The 13208-nt window shown below is 65.5% G+C and carries 10 protein-coding genes; 6 read left to right on the forward strand and 4 right to left on the reverse strand.

Going from position 1 to position 13208, the window contains the following annotated elements; translation table 11 throughout:
- Nucleotides 1-283 precede the first annotated feature (283 nt).
- Complete coding sequence (locus HGG74_RS18640; protein ID WP_168488836.1) at nt 284-1243, reverse strand: LysR family transcriptional regulator; 960 nt, start codon at nt 1241-1243, stop codon at nt 284-286.
- Between the two features lie 48 nt (nt 1244-1291).
- Here HGG74_RS18640 and HGG74_RS18645 point away from each other — a divergent pair, with 48 nt between their 5' ends.
- From HGG74_RS18645 to HGG74_RS18670, 6 genes are all read left to right on the forward strand, one after another.
- Nucleotides 1292-2620 (forward strand): MFS transporter, encoded by a 1329-nt coding sequence (locus HGG74_RS18645; RefSeq protein WP_205762178.1) that lies wholly within the window; start codon nt 1292-1294, stop codon nt 2618-2620.
- A 35-nt stretch (nt 2621-2655) separates the two neighbouring features.
- Nucleotides 2656-3579 (forward strand): carbon-nitrogen hydrolase family protein, encoded by a 924-nt coding sequence (locus HGG74_RS18650; RefSeq protein ID WP_168488837.1) that lies wholly within the window; start codon nt 2656-2658, stop codon nt 3577-3579.
- A 105-nt stretch (nt 3580-3684) separates the two neighbouring features.
- Nucleotides 3685-4584: an NAD(P)-dependent oxidoreductase gene (locus tag HGG74_RS22195; RefSeq protein ID WP_168488839.1), complete on the forward strand. Its 900-nt coding sequence runs from the start codon at nt 3685-3687 to the stop codon at nt 4582-4584.
- Entirely contained in the window at nt 4581-5021 is a 441-nt protein-coding gene (locus tag HGG74_RS18660) for a carboxymuconolactone decarboxylase family protein (protein WP_168488841.1), read from the forward strand. Before HGG74_RS22195 ends, HGG74_RS18660 begins: the two co-directional genes overlap by 4 nt.
- A gap of 41 nt (nt 5022-5062) precedes the next feature.
- Nucleotides 5063-5869 carry an N-acyl homoserine lactonase family protein gene (locus HGG74_RS18665; protein ID WP_168488843.1) on the forward strand — a complete coding sequence of 269 codons (807 nt, stop codon included), beginning with the start codon at nt 5063-5065 and terminating at the stop codon, nt 5867-5869.
- Entirely contained in the window at nt 5854-7059 is a 1206-nt protein-coding gene (locus tag HGG74_RS18670; protein ID WP_168488845.1) for an alpha/beta fold hydrolase, read from the forward strand. Before HGG74_RS18665 ends, HGG74_RS18670 begins: the two co-directional genes overlap by 16 nt.
- Before the next feature lie 268 nt (nt 7060-7327).
- Here the strand turns inward: HGG74_RS18670 and HGG74_RS18675 are convergent, their stop codons facing one another.
- From HGG74_RS18675 to betT, 3 genes are read right to left on the reverse strand one after another with little or no spacing between them, the layout of a single operon-like run.
- Nucleotides 7328-8968, reverse strand: coding sequence for a GMC family oxidoreductase (locus HGG74_RS18675; protein WP_168488847.1), 1641 nt, complete (start codon nt 8966-8968; stop codon nt 7328-7330).
- A complete protein-coding gene (locus HGG74_RS18680; RefSeq protein WP_168488849.1) occupies nt 8969-10465 on the reverse strand; it encodes an aldehyde dehydrogenase family protein in 1497 nt (498 codons plus the stop codon).
- A complete protein-coding gene (gene betT, locus HGG74_RS18685; protein WP_168488850.1) occupies nt 10462-12660 on the reverse strand; it encodes a choline BCCT transporter BetT in 2199 nt (732 codons plus the stop codon). Before betT ends, HGG74_RS18680 begins: the two co-directional genes overlap by 4 nt.
- Nucleotides 12661-13208: the final 548 nt, after the last annotated feature.

Raw genomic sequence — 13208 nt, forward strand, 5'->3', positions numbered from 1 at the left:
CGCGCCGGCGCACCTGCGCTGGCAGCCGGAGACGGTGCCGGTCCGGTCCGGCGAGCCGGTGCTGGCCCGGTAGGGGACGGGATTGCCGTTCCTGGATAACGGCCGGGTGCGGGGCGGTGCGTCTGCGGACGCGCCGCCCCGCACCGTTCCTTTTTGCGGGGGAAGAGCGGCGGTGCGTGTCCTTGTACTATGCGCGTTGCCGGCAGCTACTCCGGGCCCGGAAGTCCGGCACTAACAGACTCCCAAAGCCTGTTGCTCCGCTTCCTCATAGCCGCTGCACCAGTCACAGCGTCTGGGCGAACTCGCTCAATGTTTTGCGGATCCATACGTTCTCGGGCAGGCCGTCGACCTGCGTGTTCCAGATCGCGGAGATGGTGAACCGCGGTGCGTGGATCGGGACCGGGCTGACGGCCAGACCTGCCAGGTCGGCGAGGGCTTTGGCCGCATGTTCGGGGATGGTCGCGATGACCGGAGCGGCCGAGACGATCGGGGTGAGCCCGGAGAAGTGGCTGATTGCGCAGAGCGTCCTGCGCTTGTACCCCCTGGCCGCGAGGAGGTCATCAACCCAGCCGCGCTGGACGTCAAACGAGACCCGGACGTGGTCGACCGACACATACTCCTCGTGCGTGATCGGGTCGGACAGCTGCAGCAATCTGGGGTTGAACAGGCATAGGTAGCCGCTGGAGAACAGCGGCTCGGACTGGAAGGTCGCCGACTGCTGGCCGGGCGTCATGGTCAGCGCCACGTCATTGCGGGAGTTCTCCACGCTCTCGCGCCAGAGAGTGCTGTTGGTCTGGTGAATGGCGAATTCGACGCTCCATCCCTGAGCCAGCTTGCGTTGGGCCAGCCAGGGCGCAAGCACGATCTCGAGGTCGTCGGACATTGCGAGGTGGATGATGCGGTTGCTGCTCGTCGGCTCAAACTCTGGCTCCTCGAAGATAACGTCGGCGATCGACGTCAGCGTCGGAGCAAGACGCGCAGAGATTTCGAGGGCTCGGGAGGTGGGCAGCATGCCCGCCCGCGAACGTTCAAACAAAGGGTCGTCGAACAGCGTGCGGAGCCGGGCAAGAGCTGCACTCACAGCGCTTTGACTCAGGTTCAGCTTCACAGCGGCACGTGTGACGCTGCCCTCCTGCATGACCGTCTGAAAGACGACCAGCAGGTTGAGATCCACACGACGAAGATCAATCACATTCATATCCCACATGATAACTATCAACTGGACAGTTGTGATGTTCTTCACGGACAGTTGTTTGCACTACCTGCTGTACGTAAACGAAGGAGAGCTCGCATGCAGCTACAGAGCAGCGTCCCCGCGCAGCATACCGACAGCGAACTGTTGGATCTGCCGAAGCGGGACCGCCGCAAACGCATGGTCGCCGTCGGCATCGGCAACTTCATGGAGTGGTTCGATTTCGCCATCTACGGCTACTTTGCCGCCATCATCGGAGCGCAGTTCTTCCCCTCGGGCGACCCGACGGCCGAAATGCTCTCAGCACTTGCCGTGTTCGCAGTCGGATTCATCTCGCGGCCGGTGGGAGCGCTCTTCCTCGGCCCCATGGGTGACAAACTGGGCCGCAGGATTGTTCTGATCATCACGGTGCTCGGCATGGGCATCATTACGGCGCTCATCGGTCTGACGCCTTCGTATGCGGCCATCGGAATTGCCGCGCCGATCCTCATCGTGGTCCTGCGCCTGCTGCAGGGCATGATGGTCGGCGGCGAATGGACGAGCGCCGCCGCATATATCGGCGAGAGCGCACCCAAGGGGAAGCGTGCCCTTTACGCGAGCCTGATAACCGCGACGGCCGGCCTTGCCTTCCTGGTCGGAACGCTTTTCGCGGCACTGCTGAACACTGTCATGGATGAAGTGGCACTGGCCAGCTGGGGCTGGCGCGTACCGTTCATTGCTTCCCTGCTGATGGCGGCTGTCGCCGTTTATATCCGGCGGAAGCTCGAGGACACCCCCGTTTACCAGGAGCTGGAACGAAAGCGCGCCAACAACACCGTCGAAGTGACCAGCTTTGGGCTCAAGTTGCGCGCGTTTGTCATGACTGTCGCATTCGCCGGCATCTTTGGTGTGAGCCTCTACTACTTCATCACCTACTCGAACAACTACCTCTCCGGAGCGATCGGCATGCCGCGCGTTCAGGCTCTGGTCGTGACGGGAGCGGCCATGGTGGTGTACGTGGCCTTCAACCCGCTGGTCGGCATGATCGGCGACCGCATCGGCAGGCGTCCCGTGCTGCTGACGGGTGTGATCGGGCTCATCCTGTGGTCCGCCCCGGCGTTCCTGCTTATGAGCACCGGCAATCCCTTCCTCGCGTTCTCCGCCCTGGTGGTGTTCGCATTCTTCGTCGCGTGCTGCGCGGTCATGAACAACGTGCTCCTGGTGGAGGTGTTCCCCGCATCCGTCCGCTCGACAGGTTCGGCCATCGGTTACAACGTTGCCTACGCGCTGCTGGCCGGCCCCGGACCGCTGATTGCCGCTTCGCTGGTGGCCGCAACCGGCCTGCTGGTGTCCCCCGCGTTCTACGTCATCGCAGTGGCGCTCGCCGCGCTTGCGGTGCTGTGGCCGATGCTGAAGGAAACCAAAGATGTCGACATTTCCCACGGTTAGCCAAGTAACGCCCCTACTGGCGAGGAGATATTAATATGAGCAAGGTCGCAGTGATCCAGAGCGCCTCGGTGCCGTTCGATGCCGAAGCATCGACGAAAAAGGCGGAGGAGCTCATCGCCGAAGTGGCGGCTAATGGTGGGGAACTGGCGGTTTTCCCCGAAGCGTTCATCGGCGGTTACCCGAAGGGCACGGCGTTTGGCACCGCCGTCGGATACCGCACAGAACGCGGCCGCGACGAGTACGCCCGGTACAGCAACGGCGCCATCACACTGGACGGGCCGGAAGTGCAGCGTCTCGTCCAGGCTTCGTCCGAGCACGGCGTCTTCGTCGTCATGGGAGTGATCGAGCGGCTTGGGAACACGCTCTACTGCACGGCACTGCACATCTCTCCCACGTCAGGTCTCGTGGAGAACCGCCGTAAGCTCATGCCTACGGCCACGGAGCGCCTCGTGTGGGGCTACGGTGACGGGTCGACCCTCGAAACCATGGACACCCCGTTCGGCCGGGTCGGCTCGGTCATCTGCTGGGAGAACTACATGCCGCTCATGCGCCAGGCAATGTATGCCCAGGGAGTGCAGCTGTACTGCGCCCCGACTGCCGACGACCGGGCAACCTGGCAGGCCAGCATGACGCACATCGCCCTCGAAGGCCGCGTGTTCGTACTGTCTGCCTGCCAGTATCTGACGCGGGACGCGTTCCCCTCCGACCACCCGTTCGACGTCGAACTGCCCCACGGTGATGTGCTCATGCGGGGCGGCAGTCTCATCATCGACCCCTCGGGCAAGGTGCTGGCGGGGCCGGTCTTCGACGAGGAAACAATCCTGTACGCGGATGTTGATCTCGAGACGAAAACCAGGGCCCACCTGGACTTCGACACGGTGGGACACTACTCACGGCCCGACGTCTTCTCGCTGACGGTCAACACGAGACGGGCGGATTCGGTGACATTCACCAGCTGACCCTGATGTCAGTGCGGTGTTCTCATCATCCGGCCGCACCGCCGAGCACGCGGCGAAAGCTACGGCAAGAGCCATTGACCATTTGAATGAACCAGCGGAGACACTGTGAGCACAACCCTCTTCATCGGGCTCGGGCGGATGGGACGCCCAATGTCCCAACACATCGCTAAACGCTTCCCAACGGCGGTCTACGACGTCTTCCCTGGAAGCGTCGACGCCGCAGCCAAGGACGCGCAGGTGACGCCCGTCCACAACCTGGCCGATGTATCCGATGTCGGCACGGTTATATTCATGCTCCCCACGAGCAAAAACGTCGAGGAGACGCTCGTCGGCGCCCGCCTGCTCGACCGGCTCGAGGCCGGCGCGCTGGTCATCGACATGGGGTCGAGCGTGCCCGCCAGCACGCAGCGCCTGGCAGCAGCGGCTGCGGAGCGGGGCGTCCACTACGTTGACGCGCCCGTATCAGGCGGCGTCGCGAAGGCAGCCTCGGGCGAACTCACAATGCTCGTGGGCGGGAAGCCAGCCGCTATCGAGCATGCCCGGCCCTACCTGGAGGCTGTCGGATCGACAATCGTGGTTGTCGGAGACAGCGGGTCCGGCCACGCTGCGAAGGCGATCAACAACCTTGTGAGCGCGACGAATATCGCGGTCGCAACGGAGGCCGTGCTGCGCGGTAAGGCTGCGGGCATCGCCCCCGAGCGCATGATCGAAGTGCTCAACGCCTCGACGGGCATGAGCCAGGCCAGCTGCGTCAAATTCGTCAGCCACATCCTGCCCGGGACCTACGCGTCGAATTTCGCATACGACCTGATGTTGAAAGACATGGGGATCGCGATGGAGATCGACGTGCCCGAGGCCGCATCCACGCTTACGCGCGCGGCTTACCAACTGCTCGCGGAGGGCCGGGAGCATCTCGGTGACCAGCCCGACCACACGGAAATCGCCAGAGTATACGAACATCTCGCAAACGTATCCATTAATTCCATCAACGAGGAGCAAGCATGACTGACAAGGCAACCCTGACCGACAACACACCGGATGCCCAGGAGTACATCGACGACATGGCGCGCAAGCGCGGATATGTACTCGAGTACCACAAGGTGATGGCCAAGTGCGACTTCGAGGTGCTGCAGGCAGCAAACGGTCTCGTCTCGGCTGCCTACCTCGATCAGCGCAGGCTGGACCGCAGGACGAAGGAGCTCATCTTCATCGTCTCGCTCACGGTGATGCGTGCGTCCAAGGGCCACATCCAGTCGCACATCCGGGTTGCCCTCGATCTCGGGCTGACACCGGGTGAAATCCTCGAAGCGATCGAGATTGCGCTGCCGGAGGCCGGCATTGTCGCGTTCCAGACCGGCTTCGAGGCCTGGTGCGAGGTCGTCGGTGCCGAAGGCATCGAACCCACCGTCCAGGTGCACCAGGGCGGTTCCGGTTCAGACTAGAGCGCCCACAACAATTCACCGACGGAGGGCAGGGACGGGCCTTGGCAGGGAAAACCTGGGAGATCACGATCATCAAGCACGGCACGCGTGTAACCAGACGCAGTGACGTATTCATGAACTACGGATTTTATGACGAACCGGATGACAGCTTCCGCCTCGACTACTATCTGTGGGCCCTTCGCAGCGGCGACCAGGTTATCCACGTCGATACCGGCTACTCGGCCGCGGGCGCCGCTAAACGCGGCCGGACCGTGCTCATCGATCCGCTGGAAGCACTGGATCGGCTCGGAATGAACGCCGGCGAAGGCAACCCCGTGGTAGTCACGCACGCGCACTACGATCACATCGGCAATCTCGCAGCGTTTGCGAACTCCCCGGTCTTCATCAGCCGCAAGGAACTGGAGTTCTGGACCAGCGATATCGCCACGAGGCCGCTGTTCTCGCACTTCGGCGACCAAGACGAAGTCGCCGACATTATGGAGGCAAAGCGCGAGGGCAGGGTGCGCGAGTTCGACGGACAGCTCGAAATCGCGCCCGGCGTCGAACTGATCGAAGTCGGCGGACACACGCCCGGACAGCTCGTAGTGCGTGTCCAGAGCACGATTGGCCCTGTGATTCTGGCCGCGGATGCCGCACATTTCCATGAGGAGGTTGAGCGGGACATGCTGTTCCAGTCAATGGCCGACCTGCCGCAGTCGTACCGGGTGCTCGACTGGCTGCGCAACCAGGACGTCGCTGCGATCATCACCGGTCATAATCCCGGCGAACTCGAACGGTTCGAGCCCGTCGGCGGATCGCTCGCGGGAATAGCCGCGGTCGTGGGAGGAGCGCGATGCTTGACAGGTTGAGGGACGCGGCCAAAGCTGACTCGGTTGCCGTGCTCGCCGGCGGTACGTCAGTGGCGTTCGAACTTGCCGGCGATGGCTGGACGGCGGGTTTCACGGTCGCGGACGGCACCATGGCTCCCGCCGGGACGCCGCATCCCGACTTCCGGCTGAGCGCGGCCGACGCCGTTTGGGAGGGTCTCACAGCTGATCGTCCACCGGCGGGAGCTCACAGTATCGTCCACCTTGTACGCGCCGGTACGGTCGAGGTGCACGGCAGCAGGCTCGAGTACGAGCGCCATGTGCATCTGGTGAGAGCTCTGCTGGATGCTGCACGTGAACATCCGAACCGCGCCGAGCCGGGCAGGTCCTTGCAGGCCCGAGGCTCCTACAACCGCGTAACCACGTCCCTCGGCACCAGCGACATCTACATCGAGCGCGCTGGAACGGGAACGCCGCTGTTGGCATTCGCGACTGCAGGCAGCGACACGACGCAATGGCATGGCCTGATGACTCACACGGATCTCACCGACAGGTTCGAACTGATCACGGCCGACCTGCCCTGGCACGGGCGGTCTTCGCCCGCATGGGGCGGACCCGTCGGCAGTTACCGGCTGACTCCGGAGACCTATACGGAGTGCATCGTCGCCATCTGCGATGAACTCGCCCTGGACCGGCCGGTGCTCGTCGGCGTCTCGATGGGCGGGGCCGCCGTTGTGCACGCGGTCGCGACAAACCCTGACCGGTTCGCGGGCGCCGTCGCCTGCCAGGCGGGACCGTCCGTACAGGCCAGAGCAAGCGAACATCTGCGCGGTACCCAGCTCAACCCGTCACTGTTCATTCCCGAATGGACTTACGGTCTCATGAACCCGGCTTCTCCCGAGGAGTTCAAGCAGCGCGTCTGGTGGGGGTACTCCTCAGGAGGATTCGGCCTTTACGCTGCCGACATTGCGTCCTACCTCAGCTGGGACCTCCGCACTGTAGAAGACCTGTTGACCCCCGATTCGCCGCACATCGCGGTGCTGAGCGGCGCCTTCGACACGAGCGTCCCGCCCGAAAAATCGCGGGTGCTGGTGGAGCGGATTCCGAACTCATCGTTCAAGGTAATGCCCGAACTGGGGCACTTCCCGCACGCCGAAAATCCCGCCGCTTTCGCGCGGTACCTTGAGCCGGCCCTGGAACGTGTGCTCGAAACTTCATCTGCCAGGCACTGACCAGCCCAACCCAAGGAATCCTCTCAAGAGCCGGTCCGACCCAGGTGCTTTTATCCGCCTGCAGGTGGCTGCAACACCCCCAAATCGTTTGCGTTCCCCCAGCCCGGCCAAGTGCAAGGGATGGGTACAAGACATTGGACCGTGAAGGGCCGTGCGGCTCCAGGTGGCTCAACCTGCGCCGGTGCGGAAAAACGCAGGTGGCGGGAGCATGATGCTCCCGCCACCTGCGCTCGCCTGACCGGTACCGGATACGCCGCAGCGCTGCCGGTCAGACGAGGGACGCGCTGAACTCCGCCTGCGCCGCCGTTGTTTCGCCGGTCCGGCTGGCGCGGATGAGGTCCGCGCAGCGCTCGCCGATCATCATGATGGTGATGTTGGGGTTGACCGTGACGTGTTCGGGCATGACCGAGGCGTCGGCGACGCGCAGGCCGGTGACGCCCTTGACCCGCAGCTCGGGGTCCAGAGGCGACATCTCGTCCTGGACCGGCCCCATGCGGACGGTGCCGACGGGGTGGTAGACGGTGTTGTGCGTCTTGCGGATGTAGTCCTGCAGTTCCTCGTCGGTCTGCGCCTCGATGCCAGGGGAGAGCTCGCGGCCGGTCCATGCGGCCATGGCGGGCTGGGCGGCGATTTCGCGGGCCTTGCGGATACCGGCGACCATGACGCGCATGTCGTGGCCTTCCGGATCGGTGAAGTACCGCGGGTCGACCGCGGGCTTGTCGCGGAAGTCGCGGCTCCGCAGCCGGACGGTGCCGCGGGAGCGGGCGTGCGTGACGTTGGGGGTGAGGCTGAAGCCGTTCTCCGTGGTGGGGTAGCCGTGCCGCAGGGTGTTCATGTCGAACGGGACGGAGCCATAGTGCATCATCAGGTCGGGGCGGTCCAGGCCGTCCTCGGTGGGGGTGAAGATGCCGATCTCCCACCACTGGGTCGACGTCTGCACCATCGGCTGCTTGGCCTCGAACTGCACGACGCCTTCGGGGTGGTCCTGCAGGTGCTCGCCGACGCCGGGGGAGTCGACCAGGACCTCGATGCCGTGCCCGGCGAGGTGCGCGGCGGGGCCGATGCCGGAGAGCATGAGCAGCTTGGGCGAGTCGATGGCGCCGGTGGACAGGACAACCTCGCACCGCGCGGAGAGCCGGTGGGTCCGGCCGAACGCCGAGTCCACGACGTCGACGCCGGTGCAGCGCTTGTCCGCGTCGAACACCAGCTGGCGGGCGCGCAGGCCGGTCAGCAGGGTGAAGTTTTCGCGCTCGATGATCGGGTGGATGTAGGAGACCGAGCTGGAGGAACGGGTGCCGTCCGCGCGGCGGTTGATCTGGAAGAAGTTGGCGCCGTTGACCACGGTGGTGCCGGTGTTGAACTTCGCGCGCGGAATGCCGGCCTGTTCGCAGGCGTTCAGGAGCGCGACGCCGGCCGGGTCCGCCGGGGGCACGTTCATCAGGTGCACCGGGCCTGAGTCCCCGTGGTGCGGCGCGTCCGGACCGGCATCCTCGTTGGTCTCCAGCCGCTGGTACAGCGGCCAGGCCGTCTCGGCGTTCCAGCCGGTGGCGCCGTACTTGGACTCCCACTCGTCCAGATCCTCGCGCGGGGCCCAGAAGGCGATGCAGGAGTTGTGGCTGGAGCACCCGCCCATGACCTTCGCGCGGGCATGGCGCATGAAGGAGTTGCCGTTCTCCTGCGGTTCGACCGGGTAGTCCCAGTCGTAGCCGGATTCCAGCAGCTCCATCCAGCGGTCCAGCTGCAGTACCTCGGGCAGGCCGCGGTCGTCCGGACCGGCCTCCACCAGCGCCACGGACACGGCCGGGTCCTCACTCAGCCTGGCGGCCACCGCAGCTCCGGCGGATCCGCCGCCGACGACGATGTAGTCGAACTCGCGGTCGGTGAGGTTCTCGATGTTGTCGATGTGCATCTAGTTCTCCTTGCCGTGGTCAGCGAACCAGCCGGTCACCTGCGGGCTGGTGTTCTGGTAAATGTGCTTGGCTTCCTGGTATTCGGCCAGGCCGGTCGGGCCGAGCTCGCGGCCGACGCCTGACTGGCCGAAGCCGCCCCACTCGGCCTGCGGCAGGTAGGGGTGGAAGTCGTTGATCCAGACGGTGCCGTGCCGCAGCCGGCCGGCCACGCGCTGCGCCTTGCCGGCATCCTGGGTCCAGACCGCGCCGGCCAGGCCGTAGATCGTGTCGTTGGCGGTCGCCACGGCCTCGTCCTCGGTGCGGAAGGTCTCGACGGTCACCACCGGGCCGAAGGCTTCGTCCACGACGACTGACATTCCCCGGCGCACGCGGTCCAGGACGGTCGGCTGGTAGTAGAAGCCGGCATCGTACTTCTCCCCTTCAGGTGCCGCACCGCCGCACCGCAGCCGCGCACCCTCCTCGACGCCGCGCTGGACGTAGGCATGGACCTTCTCGCGGTGGGCCGCGGAAATCAGCGGCCCGGTCTCGGCATCCTCGTCGAACGGGCCGCCCAGACGGATGCCCTGCGCGCGGCGGACCAGCTCGTCGACGAAGCGCTCGGCGATCGATTCCTCGACCACCAGGCGTGCCCCGGCGGAGCAGACCTGCCCGGAGTGCACGAACGCCCCGTTCAGCGCATTGTCGACGGCGGCGTCGAAGTCCGCGTCGGCGAACACCACGTTGGGGTTCTTGCCGCCGAGCTCCAGCGCCACCTTCTTCACGGTGCCGGCGGCGGCCGCGGCGATGCGCTTGCCGGTCTCCAACCCGCCGGTGAAAGAGACGAGGTCGACGTCGGGGTGTTCCGAAAGCGGTGCGCCCGCCTCCGCACCCGCTCCGGTCACGAGGTTGGCTACGCCGTCCGGCAGGCCCAGGTCCTGCAGCAGCTGCATGGCCAGGATGGAGGTGGACGGGGTCAGTTCGGAGGGCTTGAGCACGAAGGTGCAGCCGGCGGCCAGCGCGGGCGCGATCTTCCACGCGGCCTGGAGCAGGGGGTAGTTCCACGGTGTGATCAGGCCGCAGACTCCCACCGGCTCGTGGACGATCCTGCTCACGACGGCGGGGTCACCGGCGTCGACCACGCGGCCCGCCTGCTGCCCGGCGAGCCTGCCGAAATATTCGAAGCAGGCGGCGATGTCGTCCATGTCGATCCGGCTTTCGGCGATCCGCTTGCCGGTGTCCAGCGACTCGGCGCGGGCGAACTTCTCGCGGCGTTCGCGCAGTTCGGCGGCGACCTTGAGCAGGAAGGCGCCGCGCTCGGGCGCCGGGACGGAGGCCCAGACGCCGGAGTCGAAGGCCGCACGGGCCGCGGCGATGGCACGCCCGGCATCTTCTTTGCCGGCTTCGGATACCGTGGCGACCAGTTCGCCGTCGGCCGGGTTGCGGATTTCGCGCACCGCGCCGGACGCGGCCGGCTCCCACGAGCCGTTGATGAACAAGGTGGCGGCGGTATCTGTCATGGTGTCTCCTTCGGATTTACGCCGGCGGGCTCGCCGACGCTCTTGTAGTCGGTCTCCCAGTCCGCCTTGGGCGGGACGTTTTCGGCGACTGTGCTGTAGGGCAGGGTGTCGCGGTGCTGCTGCAGGAACTCCAGGTGGACCTCGTAGTGGTCCAGCACGTCGGCAATGACTTCGTCCTTGCAGTAGCCCATAAGGTTGTAGCCGTGGCTGCCCTCGAGCGAGAACACCTCGATCCGGTAGTACTTGCTGCTGCCCGCGCCGGGCCGTGAGTGTGCCGGGATGTCCCTCTGGACCGGGTAGATCTGGTACTTGAAGGTGCGTTCGCCGTCGAGCTCCACGCACAGGTCCGCGGTGTCGATTCCGAAGGCCTCGACCGTGCTGGTCTCCAGCCTGGCTTTCAGGCCGCGGGCGCACAGATCCTCGCGCACCTCGGCCAGCGCCGGGACCGCGACCTCGCGCACGAAGCGCTGGGCCTCCAGGTGTCCGGGGTAGTCCATGGCCCGGGCCAGGCGGTGCCGCCAGCCGTGGCGGGAACCGGCCCCCTCCGCTGTGTTGGTGCGCGAGCTGAGCACGGAGTGCAGCCCGGCCTGGTAGCTGTCCGCCAGCGCGGATTCCAGGCGCAGCGCCTTATACAGGCCCAGCATGATGAAGACCAGCACGACGGAGAACGGCAGTCCCATGATCACCGTGGCGCTCTGCAGTGTGGGCACCCCGCCCACCAGGAGCATTCCCAACGTCAGCAGGCCGGTTGTGACCGCCCAGAAGACGCGCAGCCACTTGGGGCCGTCCGAGTCGGCGTCCTTCAGGTGGGAGCTGAAGTTGCTCATGACGAGGGCCCCCGAGTCCGCGCTGGTCACGTAGAACAGCAGCCCGGTGAAGGTGGCGGCGGCCGCGCTGAGCGGAACCATCGGGTACTGCTCGAGCAGTCCGTAGAAGGCGCGTTCCGGCTGGTTCATCGCCGTTTCGCCGAACTCCGCGTTGCCGCCCATCACGACCTCGAGGGCGCTGTTGCCGAAGATTGAGATCCACAGCAGGATGAAGGCGAACGGCACCACCAGCACGCCGAACACGAACTCGCGCAGCGTGCGGCCGCGGGAAATGCGGGCCAGGAACAGTCCCACAAAGGGAGCCCAGGCGATCCACCAGGCCCAGAAGAACAGCGTCCAGCCGTTGAGCCATTCGTCCGGCCGGTCATAGGCGAACGTGTCGAGCGCCATCGAGGGGAAGCGGGACAGGGTGTCACCGATGTTGTTCACGAGACCGTCGAAGAGGAACCGGGTGGATCCGGTGACGAGGATGAAGATCATCAGCGCGATGGCCAGGACGATGTTGAGCTCGGACAGGCGGCGGATCCCCTTCTCAACCCCGGTGAGCACCGAGATGGTCGCCATCACCACGGCCACCGCGATCAGTGCGATCTGCACGAGCGGGTTCTCCGGGATGCCGAACTGGAAGCTCAGGCCGTAGTTGAGCTGGGCGACGCCGATGCCCAGGCTGGTCGCGATGCCGAAGATCGCACCGAGCAGGGCTGCGATGTCGACGGCGTGCCCCAGCGGTCCGTGGATCCGCTTGCCGAGGATGGGGTAGAGCGCCGACCGGATGCTCAGCGGCAGGTTGTGCCGGTACGCGAAGTAGCCGAGCGCCAGCCCCATCAGCGCGTAGAGGCCCCAGCCGAGGATGCCGTAGTGGAACAAGGTCCAGACCATGGCCTGCCGGGCGGCTTCGACGGTGGAAGCCTCGCCCGTCGGCGGGGCCAGGTACTGCGTCACAGGTTCCGACACCGAGAAGAACATGAGGTCGATCCCGATGCCGGCGGCGAAGAGCATCGCCGTCCACGTGAAGATGTTGAATGCCGGCCTGGAATGGTCCGGCCCCAGGCGGATCCTGCCGACTCTGGATACCGCCACAAAGAGGACGAACGCGAGGACCGCGACGACGATCAGCGAGTACCACCAGCCGAACGTCTCGCCCACCCACGTAACCGCGGAGCCGATCACCGTGTTCGCCGACCCGCGGTCCAGGATGGCCCACAGCGCGATGCCGATGACGCCCGCTGCCGAACCGATGAAGACGGTCTTGTTGACCCTCGTCCGCGCAGGGTCGGGCCTGGGTCCTGGCGGGACGGTGTCCGGCACAGGGTGCTTGTTGTTTCCTTCGTCGAGCCAAGGCTCGACGATCTCGGGTGGCGTGCTCATATCGGTCTCGTACCTCGCATCGATAGCTGGTGCTGGTCGCGGTCTCGCTGATAGCCGTGGCCCTGCCAGGGCGCAAACCCCAACGTTGGCAGCAGCCGGAATCAGCGCCCGCGCACGCATCGCACATCCAAAGGTGGTCCGTACTGCTCACTTATCCGAGGAGCATCACTGGCATTTGCGCTCCCCGCGAAGGTAAAGCCCTCCGTGCAACCCAGGAACCCACAGCGCGACGGCTGGCTCCCTTAAACCCGGCTTTGGGGGCTGCCCGGATGGTCCCTCACTTGTGGTCCAGCCGCATTTTCCCTGGCGCGGGAACCGGGGATCGGCAGAGGAGCCGCTTCATGTCCCCGGACTCCGTTCGGTGTGGCTGGCGTCATAGGAAGCAGAGTAGTGCAGGTTGAACATCTGTTCAAGACTTGTGCTTGAACAGATGTTCAAAGATAATTGCGCGTGCTGCCGCGGGACGAAGCGGGCTTCGGGACCCGGGTCCCGGCGCCGGGCCGTGCGCGTTTTCCCGCTAGGCGGCGAAGGCGATCTCCTCGGTGCGG

This window comes from Arthrobacter mobilis (assembly GCF_012395835.1).
GTDB classification, from domain to species: domain Bacteria; phylum Actinomycetota; class Actinomycetes; order Actinomycetales; family Micrococcaceae; genus Crystallibacter; species Crystallibacter mobilis.